Source organism: Streptomyces sp. GQ60, from assembly GCF_059758875.1.
Window position 1 is genome coordinate 426,268 of sequence record NZ_JCAXEG010000004.1, and the last position, 20,144, is coordinate 446,411.

At 73.0% G+C, this 20,144-nt stretch carries 16 protein-coding genes, 2 tRNA genes and 1 pseudogene; 18 read left to right on the top strand and 1 reads right to left on the bottom strand.

The window, feature by feature from the left end:
* The first annotated feature begins 82 nt into the window (after positions 1-82).
* The 5 genes from proB (at position 83) to AC6CKD_RS13375 (ending at position 5,208) form a co-directional block, all read left to right on the top strand.
* Positions 83-1,210 (top strand): glutamate 5-kinase, encoded by a 1,128-nt coding sequence (proB, locus tag AC6CKD_RS13355; RefSeq protein WP_498327368.1) that lies wholly within the window; start codon positions 83-85, stop codon positions 1,208-1,210.
* Positions 1,211-1,307: 97 nt separating this feature from the next.
* Entirely contained in the window at positions 1,308-1,706 is a 399-nt protein-coding gene (locus AC6CKD_RS13360) for a DUF8830 family protein (protein ID WP_498327579.1), read from the top strand.
* A 319-nt stretch (positions 1,707-2,025) separates the two neighbouring features.
* Complete coding sequence (locus tag AC6CKD_RS13365) at positions 2,026-3,303, top strand: glutamate-5-semialdehyde dehydrogenase (RefSeq protein ID WP_498327370.1); 1,278 nt, start codon at positions 2,026-2,028, stop codon at positions 3,301-3,303.
* 77 nt (positions 3,304-3,380) lie between these two features.
* Positions 3,381-3,941, top strand: coding sequence for an SCO2584 family spore wall biosynthesis protein (locus AC6CKD_RS13370; protein WP_498327372.1), 561 nt, complete (start codon positions 3,381-3,383; stop codon positions 3,939-3,941).
* 67 nt (positions 3,942-4,008) lie between these two features.
* Positions 4,009-5,208 (top strand): SCO2583 family membrane protein, encoded by a 1,200-nt coding sequence (locus tag AC6CKD_RS13375; protein ID WP_498327373.1) that lies wholly within the window; start codon positions 4,009-4,011, stop codon positions 5,206-5,208.
* Here the strand turns inward: AC6CKD_RS13375 and AC6CKD_RS13380 are convergent.
* Positions 5,198-6,328, bottom strand: a complete 1,131-nt coding sequence (locus AC6CKD_RS13380) for a M48 family metallopeptidase (RefSeq protein ID WP_498327374.1) — start codon at positions 6,326-6,328, stop codon at positions 5,198-5,200. The genes AC6CKD_RS13375 and AC6CKD_RS13380 overlap by 11 nt on opposite strands.
* 141 nt (positions 6,329-6,469) lie before the next feature.
* Between AC6CKD_RS13380 and AC6CKD_RS13385 the strand changes: the two genes are divergently transcribed.
* The 13 genes and pseudogenes from AC6CKD_RS13385 to AC6CKD_RS13445 form a co-directional block, all read left to right on the top strand.
* Positions 6,470-6,637, top strand: a complete 168-nt coding sequence (locus tag AC6CKD_RS13385; protein ID WP_498327376.1) for a hypothetical protein — start codon at positions 6,470-6,472, stop codon at positions 6,635-6,637.
* Between the two features lie 89 nt (positions 6,638-6,726).
* Positions 6,727-7,344, top strand: a complete 618-nt coding sequence (nadD, locus tag AC6CKD_RS13390; protein WP_478687410.1) for a nicotinate-nucleotide adenylyltransferase — start codon at positions 6,727-6,729, stop codon at positions 7,342-7,344.
* A 24-nt stretch (positions 7,345-7,368) separates the two neighbouring features.
* The gene (locus tag AC6CKD_RS13395; protein ID WP_498327377.1) at positions 7,369-9,105 is read left to right on the top strand and encodes an LCP family protein; all 1,737 of its coding nucleotides are present in this window, start codon (positions 7,369-7,371) and stop codon (positions 9,103-9,105) included.
* 141 nt (positions 9,106-9,246) lie between these two features.
* The gene (gene rsfS, locus AC6CKD_RS13400) at positions 9,247-9,693 is read left to right on the top strand and encodes a ribosome silencing factor (RefSeq protein WP_250739445.1); all 447 of its coding nucleotides are present in this window, start codon (positions 9,247-9,249) and stop codon (positions 9,691-9,693) included.
* 95 nt (positions 9,694-9,788) lie between these two features.
* Positions 9,789-10,409: a histidine phosphatase family protein gene (locus AC6CKD_RS13405; RefSeq protein ID WP_498327580.1), complete on the top strand. Its 621-nt coding sequence runs from the start codon at positions 9,789-9,791 to the stop codon at positions 10,407-10,409.
* Positions 10,410-10,521: 112 nt separating this feature from the next.
* A tRNA-Ala gene (locus AC6CKD_RS13410) sits at positions 10,522-10,594 on the top strand.
* Between the two features lie 136 nt (positions 10,595-10,730).
* A complete protein-coding gene (locus AC6CKD_RS13415; RefSeq protein ID WP_007264019.1) occupies positions 10,731-10,964 on the top strand; it encodes a hypothetical protein in 234 nt (77 codons plus the stop codon).
* Between the two features lie 146 nt (positions 10,965-11,110).
* Positions 11,111-11,183: transfer RNA gene (locus tag AC6CKD_RS13420), tRNA-Ala, on the top strand.
* Positions 11,184-11,441: 258 nt separating this feature from the next.
* A complete protein-coding gene (leuS, locus tag AC6CKD_RS13425; protein ID WP_498327379.1) occupies positions 11,442-14,315 on the top strand; it encodes a leucine--tRNA ligase in 2,874 nt (957 codons plus the stop codon).
* Between the two features lie 123 nt (positions 14,316-14,438).
* Positions 14,439-15,113: a hypothetical protein gene (locus tag AC6CKD_RS13430; RefSeq protein ID WP_498327380.1), complete on the top strand. Its 675-nt coding sequence runs from the start codon at positions 14,439-14,441 to the stop codon at positions 15,111-15,113.
* A 422-nt stretch (positions 15,114-15,535) separates the two neighbouring features.
* Positions 15,536-16,381, top strand: a complete 846-nt coding sequence (locus tag AC6CKD_RS13435; protein ID WP_498327381.1) for a DegV family protein — start codon at positions 15,536-15,538, stop codon at positions 16,379-16,381.
* A gap of 98 nt (positions 16,382-16,479) precedes the next feature.
* Positions 16,480-17,547, top strand: coding sequence for a ComEA family DNA-binding protein (locus AC6CKD_RS13440; protein WP_498327382.1), 1,068 nt, complete (start codon positions 16,480-16,482; stop codon positions 17,545-17,547).
* A gap of 293 nt (positions 17,548-17,840) precedes the next feature.
* Positions 17,841-20,054 (top strand): annotated as a pseudogene (locus AC6CKD_RS13445) (ComEC/Rec2 family competence protein); the annotation flags it as partial.
* Between the last annotated feature and the right edge of the window lie 90 nt (positions 20,055-20,144).

Genomic DNA, 20,144 nt, shown 5'->3' on the forward strand with positions numbered 1-20,144 from the left:
GGCCCCGCCCGGGCACCCCGTAGATTGGGCGGGCAGGTTCGCGGGTTCGTGTTCGGCGAGGGTCAAGGGTCAGGGGACAGAAGTGTCAGCGGCTAGGCAGGGTGTGCTCGACGCGCGCAGGATCGTGGTCAAGGTCGGCTCCTCCTCCCTGACCACGGCGGCCGGCGGACTCGACGCCGACCGGGTGGACGCGCTGGTCGACGTACTGGCCAAGGCGCGCAGCGGCGGCGAGAAGGAGATCGTCCTGGTCTCCAGCGGAGCCATCGCCGCCGGACTCTCCCCGCTCGGCCTGCGCCGCCGCCCCACCGACCTGGCCCGCCAGCAGGCCGCCGCGAGCGTCGGCCAGGGCCTGCTCGTCGCCCGCTACACGGCCTCCTTCGCCCGGTACGGCGTACGCGTCGGCCAGGTCCTCCTGACCACCGACGACACCAGCCGGCGCGCGCACTACCGCAACGCCTACCGGACCCTGGACCAGCTCCTGGCCATGGGGGCGCTGCCCGTCGTCAACGAGAACGACACCGTCGCCACAGACGAGATCCGCTTCGGCGACAACGACCGCCTCGCCGCGCTCGTGGCCCACCTGGTCCGCGCCGACCTCCTCGTCCTGCTCTCGGACGTGGACGGCCTCTACGACGGGGACCCGGCCAAGCCCGGCACCAGCCGCATCGACGAGGTGTGCGGCCCCGCGGACATCGCCCACGTCACCATCGGCAGCGTCGGCAAGGCGGGCGTCGGCACCGGCGGCATGGCCACCAAGGTCGAGGCGGCGCGCATCGCCGCGGCGGCCGGCATCCCGGTGGTCCTGACCTCGGCCAGCCAGGCCGCGGACGCCCTGGCCGGCCGGGCGACCGGCACCCTCTTCCACTCCACCGGACGCCGCTCCACGGACCGGCTGCTCTGGCTCCAGCACGCTTCGACCCCCCAGGGGCACCTCGTCCTGGACGACGGCGCCGTCCGCGCGGTGACCGAACGCGGCAGCTCTCTGCTGCCCGCCGGGATCGCCGCGGTCGAGGGAGACTTCGTCGCCGGGGACCCCGTGGAACTGCGCTCGGCCGACGGCCGGGCGGTGGCGCGCGGCCTCGTCAACTTCGACGCCAAGGAGCTCCCGCAGCTCCTCGGCCGCTCCACGCGCGAGCTCGCGCGGGAACTCGGACCCGAGTACGAGCGGGAGGTCGTCCACCGCGACGATCTGGTCCTGCTGCAGGGCTGAGGTTCGGTAAAACCGCCGCGCGGTGAGCCGAGGACTGGTCAACTGTGAGGGGCGGACAGGCGTAGCGCAGACAAGGAGGCGGCTGGTGAGACGAGCGCTGACCAGCGTCGGCACCGGGGACGGTGACGTCGGCGGGAGCGGGGAGGACCAGGACGCCTCCCGTCTGTGGCACATCACCCTGAGCGTCTCCGGGAAGCCCGCGCCGCTGTGCGACGTACGCCGTGGGCTGGAGCAGCTCGCCCATGACCACCCCTTCCTGCTGACCAGTCGCTACGCCGACGACCATGCGGAGATCCGCTACTGGGAGGAGGCCCGCGACCTCCACGACGCGGCGGCCGTGGCCCTGCGGCTCTGGGGGGAACACAGGTCCTCGGCGAAGCTCCCGCCCTGGGAGATCGTCGGCCTGGAAGTCATCGACCGCGCGACCTACCACCAACGCGTCGCCGAAGGCTACGGCCCGCCCCCGGCCCACCCCATAGGCGTGCACCCCTATTAGACGCGCGGCTCGCGCGGTGCGGCCCTGGCGGGCCTTACCGGCTTCGCCACGCTGCGCCGGACTCCGTCCGGCGGCGGCCGGGCGGGGCCGCCGCCACTGCCGTCGGGGCTAGATCCAGCCCCTCCGGCGTTTGAGGAGCGGGGTCTGGGGCGGAGCCCCAGGGGGCCCGGGCGCAGCCCGGGGAACGGTGGAAGGGCGGGGAGGGGACCTCGCCCCGCAGGGCACCCCCATCCGCACCCGCCCACCGGCCGGGACGGCAGCGCGTCTCGGGGTGTGGAACCCCATCGGGGCCGGGCCTGGCGGGGATTACCCTGGCGGCATGACCTCGTTCGATTCCACGACCTCGCCCGTGATCGCCACCGCGCAAGCGGCCCGGACCGCCGCCGCCGCCATCGCCCCCCTCCCGCGGTCCGCCAAGGACAAGGCCCTGCTGGCCATCGCGGACGCGCTGGAAGCCCGTACGGCCGAGATCGTCGAGGCCAACGCCGTCGACACGGCGAAGGCCGCCGCCGCCGGCACCAGCGAGACCGTCATCGACCGACTCACCCTCACCCCCGACCGCATCGCGGCCATCGCCTCCGACGTCCGGGACGTCGCGGCCCTGCCCGACCCCGTCGGCGAGGTCGTCCGCGGCTCCACCCTCCCCAACGGCATCGACCTCCGCCAGATCCGGGTCCCGCTCGGCGTCGTCGGCATCATCTACGAGGCCCGCCCCAACGTCACCGTCGACGCCGCCGCCCTCTGCCTGAAGTCGGGCAACGCCGTCCTCCTGCGCGGCTCCTCGTCGGCCTACGCCTCCAACACCGCCCTCGTCGGCATCCTGCGCGACGCCGTCGTATCGGCCGGCCTCCCCGCCGACGCCATCCAGCTCGTACCGGGCGAGTCCCGCGACTCCGTCCGCGAGCTGATGCGCGCCCGCGGCCTCGTCGACGTCCTCATCCCGCGCGGCGGCGCCTCGCTCATCAAGACCGTCGTCGAGGAATCCATCGTCCCGGTCATCGAGACCGGTACCGGCAACTGCCACGTCTACGTGGACGCCCAGGCAGACCTGGCCATGGCCGTGGACATCCTCGTCAACTCCAAGGCCCAGCGGCCCTCCGTCTGCAACTCCGCGGAGACCCTGCTGGTCCACCGGGACATCGCCGACGCCTTCCTGCCGCTGGCGCTGGACGCCCTCGCCGACGCCGGGGTGACCGTCCACGGCGACGAGCGCGTGCTCGCGTTCGCCGAGGACTCCAAGGTCACCGCCCTGCCCGCCACCGACGAGGACTGGGCCGCCGAGTACCTCTCGTACGACATCGCCGCCGGTGTCGTGGACTCCCTCGACGAGGCCGTCGCCCACATCCGGCGCTGGACCTCCGGCCACACCGAGGCGATCGTCACCACCTCGCAGGCCGCCGCCCGCCTCTTCACCCAGCTGGTGGACTCGACCACGGTTGCCGTGAATGCCTCCACCCGGTTCACGGACGGTGGTCAGTTCGGCTTCGGCGCGGAGATCGGCATCTCCACGCAGAAACTGCACGCCCGGGGCCCGATGGGGCTTCCCGAACTCACCTCGACCAAGTACATCGTCACCGGCGACGGTCACGTACGGTAGTCGCGCCTTGAGCGCGGTGTGGCCGGATTTCGGCCTACACCCTGCCCAAAGGTGTCTCTCAGGTCTACGCTGGTCTCGTGCCGGACGACGTGGGGGGCAAACCGTTCCCGGACGACGGGGAGCCCGACGACGACCGCGGAGGCGCGGACAAGGACTTCGCCTCCGTGGTGTTCGACGAGGACTTCGTCCGGAACGCCGAGATCCGTGAACCGAGCGCCGCGGAGCGCCAGCGGGCCGGCGACCGGGCGCGCGCCGAGGCGGCCGAGGCCGCCCGTGCCGCCTTCGCCGGCGGCTGGACGGGCGACGAGGACTACGACGCGTACGCCTACGGCGGCGCCGACGGGTACCACTCCGACGACTCCGGCTGGGAGCACGGCCACGGAGCCGGCTCCGCCGAAGGGCCGTACGGCGCCTACGGCGGCAGTCTGCGCCCCTACCGCGGCCGCTCGCCGTGGCTGCGCCCGGTCGCCTGGGTGCTCGCCTTCGTGATGGGCCTCGGCATGATCGCGCTCGCCTTCAGCGCCGTCTACCGCAGCGCGGCGAGCGACGCGGAACAGGCTCCCGCCCCCGCCAGCACCCCTATGGGCGAAGTCGCCGGTGCCGGAGCGTTTATGGACCGCGTCGGCCGCCAACCCTGAAGGTACGACCCCGCTCCCCATCGCCGGAGCGGGGGCTTCTCTGGAGCGGGGACAGCGGGGAGAAGCGATGGCCATGCCAGGAGATCCGCCCAACGGCACCCCCGAGGGTGCCGGCGGGGCCGATGACGAGTTCCGGTCCGACGAGTACCGGTCGGTGGTGTTCGACGAGGACTTCGTCCGGGCTGCCCGGCTCCAGGAGTTCTCCGCGCAGGAGCGCATGGGCGAGCACGCCCGCGCCGTACGGAGCCGCTCGATCTGGTCGGGCGGCGGAGGCCACCCGGGACCCCGGGGCGGCTCCGGGGGCGGGGCGGCCCGGCAGGGCCGGATCATCGTGCTGTGCATCGCCCTGGCGCTCGCCGGCGCCGTCTACATGGGGCTGCGCAACCCCTACGTGCCGCCCGCCGGGGACCCGGCCGAGGCGATGAGCAGCACCGTCGTCCCCCTCGCGCCCGCCGAGCCCGTGCCGGGCGGCCGGCCCGCGGATCTGTACGCGGGCGGTCCGGCGGCCCAGTACCGCGTCGGGGCGGCCGGGATCACCCTTCCCGCCGCGCGCCGTACCCGCCACTTCAGCGAGGAGCAGGTCCACACCGCGCTGACCATCGCCAAGGACTACCTGGTGCAGTCCTCGCTGGACCCCGACGTCCTGTCCGGCGAGGCCTCCCGGCCGGTGCGCGTCCTGCTCGACCCCGACCAGTTGACGCAGTTCGACCAGAGCATGCTCGCCCCGGCCGGCAACGGGCGGCACGCCATCACCGGCTGGCTGGTCCGCTTCGACCGGGCGACCGCCGTGGTGGCCGACACCCGGGTACGGGTCAGCGGGGTCCTCGCCGCCGCGGAGGCCGCCCCGAACGCGCTGGAGGTGACCTCCGACCACACCTTCGTCTACGCCGTGCGCCCGGCCACCGGCCATCCGTCCGCGGTGGACGGGGCCTCGCTCTTCACCGTCCGCCGGGAGCTGCGGCTGCGCTTCGACCGCGACGACCTCACGGCCCGGCGGGCGGAGCTCGTCTCGGCCTACGTGGTGGCGGGCCCGCAGGACTGCTCCGCCGACCCGGCCGGAGGCTTCCGCCCGCTGACGGCCGGGGCCGGGCCGACCACCACCGGCCCGGCGGCGACCGATCCGTACGCCAGCGGCAGTCCGCGCCGTACGGCCGGGCTCTGCGGGGTGCTCGCGCCGACGGCCGTCCCGGAGGCGCCGGAGCCGCCGCGGTCGCAGTCCCCGGCGTCCCCGGCCGCCCCGGAGCGGGGCGTCAGCCCTAGTCCGTAGTCCCGCCCCTGCCGGTGTCCTTGCCGGTGCCCCGGTCCTCGCCGCCGCCGGTGCCCGCAGCGCCGCCCGAGCCCGAGGATCCGGCGGCGCCCGCGGCACCCATGCCCGAAAACCTGTCCCGCAGCTTGCCGCCCAGGTCCGCCGTACCGCCGGCGATGTCGCCGACCAGCTTCATCAGCGGGTCCTTGCTCGTGCGCACCGTGTCGGCGTAGTGCGCGGCGGACTGCCGGAAGGAGTCGGCCACCGAGGTGTCCTTGTCGTCCTCGCGCCGCGGGTAGTGGCCGTCCATGATCCGCTGGTGGTCCCGGTCCTGCGACCACTTCTTCAGCTCGGCCGCCCGGACCGTCGTGAAGGGGTGCGTTCGGGGCAGCACGTTGAGGATCTTCAGGACGGAGTCGCGCAGATCGCCGCCCTTCTCGTACTCCTCGGCCTGGGCGAGGAACGCGTCGACGTTCATCTCGTGGAGGTGGTTGCCGCCCGCGAGCTTCATCAGCCCGCGCATCGAGGCGTGCACGTCCTGCCCCACCAGCAGGCCCGCCCGGTCCGCGGACAGCTCCGACTTGCGGAACCACTCGCGCAGCGCCGTGACGAGCCCCATGATCGCCACGTTGCCCAGCGGGATCCACGCGACCTTGAGCGCCAGGGTCGTCAGGAACAGCAGGATCGTGCGGTACACGGCGTGCCCCGACAGGGCGTGGCCCACCTCGTGGCCCACCACCGCCCGCATCTCCTCCTCGTCGAGGAGCTCGACGAGGCCCGTGGTGACCACGATGATCGGCTCGTCCAGGCCGATGCACATGGCATTGGGCTTCGGGTCCTGCTGCACGTACATCTGCGGGACCTTCTCCAGGTCCAGGATGTAGCAGGCGTCCAGGAGCATCGTGTGCAGGTGCGGGAACTGCGTCTCGCCCACCCGGACGGAGTCCGACAGGAAGAGCAGTCGCAGACTGCGCTCGGGCAGCAGCCCGCTCAGTGCCTTGAAGACCGTGTCGAAGCCGGTCAGCTTGCGCAGGGCCACGAGCGCGGACCGGTCCGCCGGATGCTCGTACGCCCGTGAGGAAATGCCTGGGAACCTCTTGCGGTCCCGCGCCGGTGCCTTTTCGAAGCCCGTCCCCGTCATAGCGCCCTCCCCGTTGATGTGTGCGGCTGGCCGCCCGTCTATCCTCTCCAACGCCTGAGTCGGCGTGAGCGTGCCCCAGGCCCCGGCATACGATGTGAGCGAAATCTCCACCCGCTCCCCGACCCGATAGGTACCTGCCTGATGAGCCTCGCCTCCACCGCCCACGACCTGGTCGTCCTCGCCTCTGAGGGAGCCGAGAAGCACGGCGGCAACCACGACAGCCTGAACCCGTACCTGACCGGCGGCGCCGCCTTCTTCATCCTCATGCTGATGCTGTGGGTCACCACGCGCCTGAACCGGGACCGCTGAACCCCAGAACGCCCGGTCCGTCGGGTACGTCGCGCACGCGCCCGTAGGCGGGTCCCTGCCGCGCCACCGGGCCAGTAGGCTCTGCGCTCATGGGAGAGCAGGAAATGCCTACCGGCCCGGTCAAGCGCAGGCTCGGCGTGATGGGCGGGACATTCGACCCGATCCACCACGGACACCTGGTGGCCGCCAGTGAGGTGGCCGCGCTGTTCCACCTCGACGAGGTGATGTTCGTACCGACCGGCGAGCCGTGGCAGAAGTCGCAGCGGGCCGTGTCGTCCGCCGAGGACCGGTATCTGATGACGGTCATCGCGACCGCCTCGAACCCGCAGTTCTCGGTGAGCCGCATCGACATCGACCGCGGCGGCCCCACGTACACGATCGATACCCTGAGGGACCTGAGCGCCCTCAACGGCGACGCCGACCTCTTCTTCATCACCGGCGCCGACGCCCTCGCACAGATCCTGACCTGGCGGAACGCCGAGGAACTCTTCGCCCTCGCGCACTTCATCGGCGTCACCCGGCCGGGCCACGTGCTCACCGACGACGGCCTGCCCGAGGGGGGCGTCTCCCTCGTAGAGGTTCCGGCGCTGGCGATTTCGTCCACGGACTGCCGTGCCCGCGTGGCCAAGGGGGATCCTGTCTGGTACCTCGTGCCCGACGGCGTGGTCCGCTACATCGACAAGCGTGAGCTGTACCGGGGAGCCTGAGCTTCCGGAGAGAGGGGCCCCGCGGTGAACGACCGACACGAGCCGTACGACCCGTATGCCGGCCAGGAGCAGCAGCTCGTCGGCTACGACGCGTACGGGCGGCCGGTGTACGGCCAGGTGCCCGCGCAGCCCGCCCAGGAGCCCGCGCCCCCCTACGGGCAGCAGCAGTACGAGCAGGGCTACGGCTACGACTACCAGGGGTACGGCCAGCAGCAGTCCCCGCAGCAGTCGCAGCAGCAGTCCCAGCAGTACTACCCGCCGCAGCAGTATCCGCAGGCCTCCCAGCCCTCCCAGGCCCCGCAGTACGGGTACGACACCCAGGCCACGCCGCAGTACGACACCCAGGCCACCCAGCAGTGGATCCCGCAGCAGGCCGCCCCCGAGCCCCCGGCGCAGGCGCCCGTGCGGCCTCCCGCGCCCGAGCCGGAGTTCCGTCCCGCAGCCGCGCAGGTCCCGGAGCCCCGACGGGCCGACGGGCCCGGCGCGCAGGGGCAGGGGCCCTCGTACCGGACCGAGCAGTTCGCCTTCATCGACCAGCCGGACGAGGACTCCGAGGACGTCATCGACTGGCTCGCCTTCACCGAGAGCCGGACCGAGCGCCGCGAGGAGGCCCGCCGGCGCGGCCGCAACCGGGTGGTGGCGCTGATCGTCGTCCTGGCCCTCTTCGTCGTCGGGGGCCTCGGCTACCTCTGGTACGCGGGCAAGCTGCCGTTCCTGGAGGGCCCCGGCAGGGCGTCGAACGGCGCGGCCGCCTCGGGTCCGCAGAAGCGCGACATGATCGTTGTGCACGTGCACAACACCAAGAAGGGCGGCACCTCCACGGCGCTGCTCGTCGACAACGTGACCACCAAGCAGGGCGCCACCGTCATGGTGCCGAACACGCTGAACGTCACCAAGGACGACGGCACCACGGCCGCGCTGGGCAAGGCCGTCGAGGACGGCGGTCTGGGCGTACGGGAATCCCTCGACTCGGTCTTCGGCACCCGCATCGGCGGCACGTGGCGACTGGACACCCCCTTCCTGGAAAACTTCGTGGAGCTCGTCGGCGGCATCGAGGTCGACACCGACGTGGCCGTCCCGGCGGACGACGCGGCGAAGGTGCCCGCCGTCGGCCAGGGCCCGAAGCAGAGCCTCAGCGGCGCGATGGCCGTCGCGTACGCCACGTACCAGGCGCAGGGCGAGCCGGAGGCCAAGCAGCTCGACCGGCTCGGCAAGGTCCTGCTGGGCCTGCTGCGCAAGGTCCCCGGCGATCCGAAGTCGGCGGCGATGACCGTGGAGACGACCGGGCAGATCCTGGACCCGGCGCTGAACGCGCAGACGCTGGGCGCGCTGCTGGCCAGGCTCGGCGAGCACGCCAAGGTGGGCGCGTACCGCACCGACGTGCTCGGCGTGAAGCCGGACGGCGGCCTCACGGACGAGGCGAACAAGAAGGTGGTCAAGGAGGTCCTCGGCGGCTCCGTCACGGAGGCCCAGCCCGGGGCGCTGCCGAGGGTCGGTCTGAAGGACGCGACCGGCGACGACAAGACGAACACGGCGGCGAAGGCGGCCCTGCTCAACGGCGGCTACTCCCTGGTGGACGGCGGCAAGGCCGACAAGACCGCGCCCGCCTCGCAGATCACGTACCAGGACGACGCGCAGCGGGACCGGGCGATCGAGGTGGCCAAGACGCTGGGGCTGCCCGAGACGGCCGTGAAGAAGGCCGAGAACGCGGTGAACGCGGACGTCGTGGTGACACTGGGCAAGGATTACAAACCGTCCTGACCCCTTCCGAGGCCTACTGCGGCCTACTCCGGCGGCGCCCTTCGGGCGAGGCTCCGCCCGCGCGGCACGCTGCGCGCGGGCGGTGTCGGCGGTACATGAGACCCTTGTAAGGATCTGCCCGCCAACCCGAAAGCATGGCCAGTGACCGCCACGGACCGCTCCATCGAGCTCATCACCGCCGCCGCCCAGGCCGCGGCCGACCGGCTCGCGCACGACATCATCGCGTACGACGTCAGCGACGTGCTGTCGATCACCGACGCCTTCCTGCTCGCTTCGGCCCCCAACGACCGCCAGGTCAAGTCGATCGTCGACGAGATCGAGGAGAAGCTCCTGAAGGAGCTGGGCGCCAAGCCGGTGCGCCGCGAAGGCGACCGCGACGCGCGCTGGATCCTGCTCGACTACATCGACATCGTCGTCCACGTGCAGCACAGCGAGGAGCGCGTCTTCTACGCGCTGGAGCGCCTGTGGAAGGACTGCCCCGAGATCGACCTCCCCGAGGACGCCAAGCTCACCAAGGGCAAGGCCGAGGAGCACGCCGCCCTGCGCGCCGCGCAGGGCGACGACGAACTGGACGGTGATCTGTTCTGAGCGCGACCCACGACGGCACGACCCCTGAGGGCGCGACCCGCGCGGGAACGGCCGGTGACGGTACGACCGGCGGCGACGTCCGGACCAGCCGCAAGATCGTCCTGTGGCGGCACGGCCAGACCTCGTGGAACCTGGAGCGCCGCTTCCAGGGCTCCACGGACATCGAGCTGACCGAGGCCGGTGTGGCGCAGGCGCGCCGTGCCGCCCGGCTGCTCGCCTCGCTGAAGCCCGACGCCATCGTCGCCTCGGACCTGATGCGCGCCGCCGCCACGGCCGCCGAGCTGGCGGCCGTCACGGGTCTGGCGGTGACGCACGACGAGGCGTTGCGCGAGACGTACGCCGGCGAATGGCAGGGCCTCACGCACGACGAGATCCTGGACAAGTACGGCGACCAGTACGCGGCGTGGAAGCGCGGCGAGGCGGTCCGCCGCGGTGGCGGCGAGCTGGAGACCGAGGTCGCCGACCGGGCCGCACCGGTGGTGCTGGGACACGCCGACCGGCTGCCCCCCGGCGGCACGCTCGTGGTGGTCAGCCACGGCGGCACCATCCGTACGACGATCGGCCGTCTGCTGGGCCTGGACTCGTACTACTGGGAGGGCCTGGGCGGGCTCTCCAACTGCTGCTGGTCCGTCCTCGGCGAGGGCGCGCGCGGCTGGCGGCTGATGGAACACAACGCCGGCACGCTGCCCGAACCGGTGCTCGGCGACGACGACTGAGCCCACCTCGGAGCGGCTCCCACCCGGATTTCACTTTCCGGCTGGTCACAGGCTAGAGTTCTTCTTGTTCGCAGCGCAGAACACCGGAAACGGGGGGAGCGTCGCGGAGAGCGGGGCTATAGCTCAGTTGGTAGAGCGCCTGCATGGCATGCAGGAGGTCTGGAGTTCAATTCTCCATAGCTCCACAATCAAGATCCCGTCCCCAACAGGGGGCGGGATCTTTGCTTTTGTCCACAGCTGCCCGAGCGAGCACCGGCATGGCAGAATCGGACCGCCGGAGGGGGACGACGACGGCCCGACGCGGGAGGGAGTCGCTGACGGATGGGTGCACACCGGCGGCGGTGCGACTGGTGCAACAACGGCACGCCGATCGTGCGGGACATGGAGCCGGTCAACCCCGACTACCAGTACTGGTGCGAGGAATGCGCGCGGGCGCTGATCATAAAAGGCGACCCGATCGAGACGTACCGCGAACTGGAGGGCGAGCCGATCTACGGGCGGCTGCTCGACGAGCACTGCACGCTGAAGCGCTTCTACCAGTTCGCGCGGGCGTGACGCAGGGACATGTAACGAATCGCCACGAAACGGACATGGCCCGAGGTCTGCGGAAACCGATTTTTGGACCAGGGCCATCACCGTGTAATGTTTGGGATGTCGCCAAGGGGGGCCGGAAACGGGCCGCGAAGCGGCAGTCAAGACAAGGGGCTATAGCTCAGTTGGTAGAGCGCCTGCATGGCATGCAGGAGGTCTGGAGTTCAATTCTCCATAGCTCCACAGTGAAGAAGCGGGCCACCCGGAACGGGTGGCCCGCTTCTCGTTGTGCGTCCGCCGGCCGGAAGGGCAGAGCGCCCCTGGGGGCCGCTGCGGTACCCTGACGCCATGCGTGCCGTACGCCTTCTGCTTACCGAGCCGCGCTGAACAGTTCCGACCCCACGAAGCGGTCGGCCCCGGCGCGGCGCCCCCTCCTGTGCGAGGGGTTTTTTCGTTTGGGCAGCAGAGACGGCAGAGACGATCGATGGAGCTTCAGGAATCATGAGCGAGACGAACACCCCGGCCCCCGAGGCGGCCGAGGCGCACCGTTACACGGCTGCCATGGCCGCCGACATCGAGGCACGCTGGCAGGACGTATGGGACGCGCAGGGCACGTACGAGGCCCCGAACCCGACCGGTGACCTGGCCGGAGACCCCGTGGTCGTGGCGCGGCCCAAGAAGTTCATCATGGACATGTTCCCGTACCCCTCGGGTGCGGGCCTGCACGTCGGCCACCCGCTCGGGTACATCGCCACCGACGTCTTCGCCCGCCACCAGCGGATGACCGGCCACAACGTCCTGCACACCCTGGGCTTCGACGCCTTCGGCCTGCCGGCCGAGCAGTACGCCGTGCAGACCGGCACGCACCCGCGCGTGTCGACCGAGGCGAACATCGAGAACATGAAGGTCCAGCTGCGCAGGCTGGGTCTGGGCCACGACAAGCGCCGGTCGTTCGCGACGATCGACCCGGACTACTACAAGTGGACCCAGTGGATCTTCCTGCAGATCTACAACTCCTGGTACGACGCGGACGCCGCGAAGGCCCGCCCCATCGCCGAGCTGGTCGCCGCCTTCGAGGACGGCTCCCGTGAGCTGCCGGGCGGAGCGTCCTGGGCCGCGCTGAGCGCGGGCGAGCGGGCCGACGTACTGAACGAGCACCGGCTGGCGTACGCGTCGGACGCGCCCGTCAACTGGTGCCCCGGGCTGGGCACCGTACTGGCCAACGAGGAAGTCACCGCCGACAACCGGTCCGAGCGCGGCAACTTCCCCGTCTTCAAGTCCAAGCTGAGCCAGTGGAACATGCGGATCACGGCCTACGCCGACCGCCTGATCGACGACCTGGACGCGCTGGACTGGCCCGAGGCCATCAAGCTGCAGCAGCGCAACTGGATCGGCCGCAGCGAGGGCGCGCGCCTGGACTTCGCGGTCGGCGACGGCGACGCCATCACGGTCTTCACCACCCGCCCCGACACCCTGTTCGGCGCCACGTACATGGTGCTGGCGCCCGAGCACGAGCTGGTCGGGAAGATCGTCCCGGCCGAGTGGCCCGAGGGCACCCACCAGCTGTGGACCGGCGGCAACGCGACCCCCGGCGAGGCCGTGGACTCGTACCGCAAGCAGGCCGCCACGAAGTCGGACGTCGAGCGGCAGGCCGAGGCCAAGGACAAGACCGGTGTCTTCACCGGCGCGTTCGCGGTCAACCCCGTCAGCGGCGAGCAGGTCCCGGTCTTCATCGCCGACTACGTGCTGATGGGCTACGGCACCGGCGCGATCATGGCCGTCCCGGCGCACGACAGCCGTGACTTCGAGTTCGCGCGCGCCTTCGAGCTGCCGATGCGCTGCGTCGTCCGTCCCACGGACGACCGCGACGCCGACCCGCTGGAGTGGGAGGACGCCTTCTCCTCGTACGACGGCACCATCGTCAACTCGACGGGCGAGGGCGTCTCGCTGGACGGTCTGGGCGTGGTCGAGGCCAAGGCCGCGATCACCGACTGGCTGGCCGAGCGCGGCATCGGCGAGGGGACCGTCAACTTCCGGCTGCGCGACTGGCTGTTCAGCCGCCAGCGCTACTGGGGCGAGCCCTTCCCGATCGTCTACGACGAGGACGGCGTCGCCTACCCGCTGCCCGAGTCGATGCTGCCGCTGGAGCTGCCGGAGGTCGAGGACTACTCGCCGCGGACCTTCGAGCCGGACGACGCGACCTCCAAGCCGGAGACCCCGCTGTCCCGCAACGAGGCGTGGGTCAATGTCGAGCTGGACCTGGGCGACGGGCGCGGGGTGCGCCCGTTCCGGCGCGAGACCAACACCATGCCGAACTGGGCCGGCTCCTGCTGGTACGAGCTGCGCTACCTGGACCCGAACAACTCCGAGGCGCTGGTCGACCCGGCGATCGAGCAGTACTGGATGGGGCCGCGCGAGGGCCAGCCGCACGGCGGTGTCGACATGTACGTCGGCGGCGCCGAGCACGCGGTGCTGCACCTGCTGTACGCGCGCTTCTGGTCCAAGGTGCTGTTCGACCTGGGGCACGTCTCCTCGGTGGAGCCGTTCCACAAGCTGTTCAACCAGGGCATGATCCAGGCCTACGCGTACACCGACTCGCGCGGTGTGTACGTCCCGGCGGCCGAGGTCGAGGAGCGGGACGGCGGCTACTTCTACCAGGGCGAGCCGGTCAAGCGTGAGCACGGCAAGATGGGCAAGTCCCTGAAGAACGCCGTCACGCCCGACGAGATCTGCGAGGAGTACGGCGCGGACACCCTGCGCCTGTACGAGATGGCGATGGGCCCGCTGGACGTCTCGCGCCCCTGGGACACCCGGGCCGTGGTCGGCCAGTACCGGCTGCTGCAGCGCCTGTGGCGCAACGTGGTGGACGAGGAGACGGGCGCCGTGACGGTCGTCGACGCGGAGCCGGACGAGGCCACCCTGCGCGCGCTGCACAAGGCGATCGACGGCGTCGGCGGCGATATGGCCGGACTGCGCTTCAACACCGCCATCGCGAAGATCACCGAGCTGAACAACACCCTGACGAAGGCGGGCCGGCCGCTGGAGCGCTCGGTCGCGGAGCGGCTGGTGCTGCTGGTGGCCCCGCTGGCGCCGCACATCGCGGAGGAGCTGTGGCAGCGGCTGGGCCACGGCGAGTCGGTCGTCCACCAGGACTTCCCGGTCGCGGACCCGGCGTACGTCGTGGACGAGAGCGTCACGTGCGTCGTCCAGATCAAGGGCAAGGTCAAGGCCCGCCTGGAGGTGTCTCCGGCGATCTCCGACGCCGAGCTGGAGCAGCTGGCGCTGGGCGACGAGGCGGTCGTGGCGGCGCTGGGCGGGGCGGAGATCCGCAAGGTGATCGTGCGCGCGCCGAAGCTGGTGAACATCGTCGTCTGACGCGCCGGTCTGACGCGAGTAGGGGTAATCCCGTACGGGCAGGTTGGGGGTTCGATTGGAACCCGCGGCCTGCCCGTGGCGTTTACGGTGGAAGGGACGTAATCGGCTGGGGAAGGGACCCTCATGGAGGCGGCTTTTATCATCGTGGCCCTGGTGCTGCTGTTCGCCTTTCTGGGGCTCGGTGTCTACGTGACGACGAAGGTGGTCAAGGCTGCCGCGCGCGGCGTGGACCGGACCATCACCCAGGCCCGCCGCACGGTGGAGGACACCACCCTGAAGGCCCGAAGCTTCGGCCAGGTCGGTGTCGCGGGCGCGCTGGCCACGCTGCGGCTGGACCTGCGGAACTCGATGCGGGCGACGCAGCAGGCGCTGCACGAGGGGGTCCAGACGGACGCCTCGCTGAAGGAGTCGATCGGCCTGTTCGAGCGGCTGAGCGTGCACGGGCACGAACTCGACGACGAGCTGAGGCGCCTGGAGGCCGAGCCCGACCGCCAGCGCATCGCGGCGGTCCTGCCGGACCTGCGGGAGCGCACGGCGCAGATCACGCAGGCGGCGGACTCGCTGCGCTGGGCGGCGCGCGACCGCGCCCTGCGCTTCGCGGAGGAAGACCTCTCGCACCTGTCGGCCCAGATCGACGTCGAGTCGGGCGCCCTGCGGGACTGGTCCAGCGCGCCGGCCGACGACCTCTCCCACCCGACCCCCCCATGGACCGCCCCCCAGCCCGCCGCCCTCTCGGAACCCACCCCGGCCCCCCAGTACCCCTGGCAGAAGACCCGCCGCCCGGAAACGACGACCTGAGCCCCACCACCCCGAGCCGACGCCGCCAGAACCCTGCCTCGCGCCTCGGCGGCTCCTTGCAGCCCCGCGGGCGTCTGAGGCGCGGGGGCGTGGGGCGGCGGCGTGCGACGCCTGCCCAGGATCCTTCAGCCCGTCCGGCGTTTGAGGACCGGGTCCGGGCGGAGCCCGGGGAACGGTGGAAGGGCGGGTGGGGGACCCAGCCCCGCAGGGCCGAGCACCCGTCGCCGCAGCCCGGCCGGCCCCTGGGCGACAGCCCACCCCTGGACTGGCGCAGCCAGGCGGTACCACGGTGGTAGCCCGGGCCGGGGGCCGGGCCGGAGCCCCGGCCGGAGCCTGGCGACGGCACACCGGGAGCCGCGGCCGGAGGCCCGTCGGCGGACCCGGGCTGCCGGAACACCCCCACTGCCGGTAACCTCCGCCTCATGTCCCGCCATGTCGCGATCGTCACGGATTCCACGGCCTACCTGCCCCAACCGGCCATGGCGCGGCACGGAATCACCTCCGTCCCGCTGACCGTGGTCCTCGGCGACGAGGCCCTGGAAGAGGGCACCGAGATCTCGGCCAGGAGCCTCGCCCTGGCCCTGCAGAAGCGTCGCTCGGTCACCACGTCCCGTCCCAGCCCCGAGGACTTCGTCCGGGCCTACCGGGCGGCCGCCGAGGCCGGCGCGACCGGAATCGTCAGCCTGCACCTGTCCGCCGAGTTCTCCGGCACCTACGACGCGGCCGTGCTCGCCGCGAAGACCGCCCCGGTCCCCGTCCGCGTCGTCGACACCGGCATGGTCGCCATGGCCCTGGGCTTCTGCGCCCTGGCCGCGGCGGAGGTGTCCGAGGCCGGGGGTTCCCTCGACGAAGCCGTCGCCGCCGCCGAGAAGCGGGCCGCCGGCATGTCCGCGTACTTCTACGTGGACACCCTCGACTACCTCCGCCGGGGCGGCCGCATCGGGGCCGCGCAGGCCCTCCTGGGCTCCGCGCTCGCGGTCAAACCGCTGCTGACGCTGGACGGCGGGCGGATCGAGATGCTGGAGAAGGTGCGTACGGCCTCGAAGGCCATAGCCCGCCTGGAGGAGCTGGCCGTCGAGCGGGCCGGGTCCGGACCCGTCGACGTGGCCGTGCACCACCTCGCGGCCCCGGAACGCGCGGAGAAGCTGGCCCAGAGGCTCCGAGAGCGGATCCCCGGGCTCGTCGAGCTGCACGTCAGCGAGGTCGGCGCGGTGATCGGCGCACACACCGGACCGGGGTTGCTCGCGGCAGTCGTCTCTCCGCGCTGATCACCGGTTCGTGTGAGGGAGATATCCACAACGCCCCCGCCATCCACCGGAATTGAGGCTTCCGAACGCGTGTCACGGCACGGCCCTACCGTCGTGCCATGACTCTTCGTACGCGCACGTCAGGTCCCGCCGGCGCCACCAGTGGCCCCGGCCGTCCCCGCCTCTCCGACAGCCGTCTTCGGCATCGCCGTGGACAGCGCCCCGGCCGCCCCGATCCCGACGCGGTGAGGCGGCGGGCAGAGGCCCTGCTCGGGCCGGGCCGCCCACCGGGCGCTCCGCCGCCGGGCGGTGCCACCCCGGCCGAGCCCGCACTGCCGGGTGACCGCTCCGTCGGGGTGGCGGCTGAGCCCGCGGCGGCGGCCCGGCCGGATCCGCTGGTCAGGCCCGAGGCGGAGGGCCGGGCCGAGCGGGAGGGCCGGGCCGAGGCACCTGCCCGGGGCGAGACACCCGCCGGAGCCGAGCCGGCTGGCCGGGGCGGGGCGGGGGTTCCGGCCGAGGGCGGGGAGGTGCCGGGCGGGGGCGTACGGTGGCTCGCCGTACGGGAGCGGCTGCCCTTGTGGCTGCAAACCCGTTGTGGGGTGGAGCCACGCACGGTGGCCGCCGTCTCGGTGGTGCTGGTGGTCGCGGTCGGGTTCGCCGCACAGCAGTACGGGGCGGCCCGGCCCCGGCCGGTGACCGCACCCGCCGTGGTGGCACCCGCGGTGGCGACCCCCCTCCCGGCTCCGACCGTGGCGCGGGCGGGCTCCGGCACCGCTCCGATCCTGGTGGACGTCAGCGGCAAGGTCCGTGACCCGGGGGTGCGCAAGCTGCCTCCCGGCTCGCGCGTGGAGGACGCCTTGGCCGCAGCCGGGGGAGTGCGGCCCGGGACGGACACCACCGGGCTGAACCGGGCCCGCGTCCTGATGGACGGCGAGCAGGTGCTGGTGGGTGCTCCGGCCCCGCCGCCGATGGCGGGCAGGGGAGGTGCCGCCTCCGGACCGCTGAGCCTCGGTACGGCCACGGCCGAGCAGCTGGACGGCCTGCCGGGGGTGGGACCGGTCCTCGCGCAGCACATCGTGGACTTCCGTACGGCGCGCGGGGGCTTCCGCTCGGTGGAGGAGCTCCGGCAGGTCAACGGCATCGGCGAACGGCGGTTCGCGGATCTGCGCGAGCTGGTGCGGCCGTGAGCGGGCACGGCGGAGCGGAGCGGGGTTCGGCCGGGCGGGGCTCGAGGGCGCGGGGTCCGAGGGCGCCGGGGCCGGCCGGGCGGGATGTGGGTGAGGCGGATCCGAGTGGGCAGGGCTCGCGGGGGGTGGCGGATCCGGTCGGGTGGGGGGCGGTCGGGGACGTGGGGCCTGTGGATCTGCGGCTCGTCGGGCCGGCTCTCGCGTTGTGGGGGGCGGCCGCCGTGGCGCTCGGGGCGCCCGTCGGCCGGAGCGCCACGGCGGCCGGGCTCGGGGCGGGTGCGGCCGGGCTGCTGATGCTGGTCGGCCGCAGACGCTCCGCGCCGGTCCGGACGGCCGTGGCGGCGGTCCTGTTGTGCGCGGCCGCCGGGGCCGGCGTGGCGGGGCTCCAGCGGGCCGAGGCGCGGGCCGGGCCGGTTCCGGAGCTGGCCCGGGACCATGCCCGGGTGCTGGCCGAACTCACCGTGGGCTCCGATCCGCGGACGGCCCGGACCGGGAGCGGGCCGCCGGTGGTGCTGCTCGACGCCGTGGTGACCCGGGTGACCGGGCCCGACGGGGCCGAGACCCGGGTGTCGACCCCGGTGCGGGTACTGGCGGGGCATCCGGGGTGGACCCGGTTACAACCCTCGACCCGGGTCGAGGTGGCGGCCCGACTGGCCCCGGCGCGGAGCGGGGAGCGGGCCGTCGCCCTGCTCCGGCCGGCCGGGGACGCCCCGCCACGGGTGACCGGCGGCCCGGACACCGCGCAGCGGATCGCCGGGCGGTTGCGGGCCGGGCTGCGCGAGGTCACCGACGGGCTGGCCCCGGACGCCCGGGCCCTGCTGCCCGGGCTGGTGGTCGGGGACACCTCCCGGGTGGAGCCCGATCTGCACGCGGCGTTCCGCGCCACCGATCTGCTGCACCTGCTGGCCGTCTCCGGCTCCAACCTGACCGTGGTGCTCTTCCTGCTCATCGGGGCCCCGGCCCGCGCGCAGCAGGCCGAGCGGGGCGGGCTGGCGCCGTGCCTGGGGCTCTCGTTGCGGGCGACGGCCCTGTGCGGGGTGGCGCTGACCCTGGCCTTCGTCGTGGTGTGCCGGCCGGAGCCCAGCGTGCTGCGGGCGGCGGCCTGCGGGTCCGTCACCCTGCTGGCCATCGCCACGGGGCGGCGCAGGTCCCTGATCCCGGCGCTGGCCGCCGCCGTGCTGCTGCTGGTGCTCTACGACCCCTGGCTGGCCCGGAGCTACGGCTTCCTCCTCTCCGTCCTGGCCACCGGGGCCCTGCTGACGCTGGCTCCCCGGTGGAGCGAGGCCCTGGTGCGGCGCGGAATGCGGCCCCGCCTGGCCGAGGCGCTGGCCGCCGCCGCGGCGGCCCAGGCGGTGTGCGCGCCGGTCGTCGCGGTGCTGTCGGCGCGGGTGAGTCTGGTGGCGGTGCCCTGCAACCTCCTGGCCCAGCTCGCGGCGGGGCCCGCGACGGTCCTGGGGTTCGCAGCGCTGGCGGTGGCCCCGGTGTGCCGGCCGGTGGCCGAGGTGCTCGCCTGGTGCGCGGGCGTGCCCGCCGGGTGGATCGCCGCCGTGGCCCGGGGCGGGGCGCGGCTGCCCGGGGCGGAGCTGGGCTGGCCCGGCGGGGTGGGCGGAGGGCTGCTGCTCGCCGCGGCCACCTCGGCGGCGGTGCTGCTCGGCAGGCGGATCCGGCGTGGGCGATGGCTCGCCTCCGCCCTGGCCGTGGTGCTGCTCCTCGCCGTACTGAGGCCGCCACTGGTCACTCGTACGGTCAAGGGCTGGCCGCCGCCCGACTGGACCTACGTCCAGTGCGCGGTGGGCCAAGGGGACGCAGCGGTGCTCGCGGCCGGCCCGGGTACGGCCGTGGTGGTGGACGCGGGGCCGGAGCCGGGGCCGGTGGATGCCTGCCTGAGGGAGCTGGGCGTGAGCCGGGTGCCGCTGATCCTGCTGACGCACTTCCACGCCGACCACGTGGGCGGGTTGACGGGGGTGCTCAGGGGCCGCTCGGTCGGTGTGGTGCAAGTCACCGGACTGGAGGAACCGCCGGGGCAGGCCGCGTTCGTACGGCGGACGGCGGCGGCCGCCGGGGTTCCCGTCGTCCACGCGGTGGAGGGGGAGCGGCGCCGGGCCGGGCCGCTGGAGTGGCAGGTGCTGTGGCCACCGGCCGGGGGCGCTGCGCCCGAGGGCCCCAATGACGCGAGCGTGGCCCTGCTGGTGCGCGGCGCGGGCCTGACCCTGCTCCTGCTGGGCGACCTCGAACCGGGCTCCCAGCAGGCCTTGCTGAGGAACCATCCGGAACTGGGGCCGGTCGACGTCCTCAAGGTCGCCCACCACGGCAGCGCCCATCAGGATCCCGAACTGTACGAGCGGATCCGGCCACGCCTCGCGATCGTCCCCGTGGGCGCCGGGAACAGGTACGGGCACCCCGCAGCGGGTACGCTCGCCCGGCTGCGGGGGCTGGGCGCGGCCGTACTGCGCACGGACGAGGACGGCTCGGTGGCCGTCACCGGCAGCGGCCCGGGGCTGCGGGCGTTCCCGGCCACTCGGCGACGGGCCCGGCACGGGCATACCAGGAGTGACCGCTCCGTTTGCCCCCAACCCGACAGCATGATCGAATGCGTT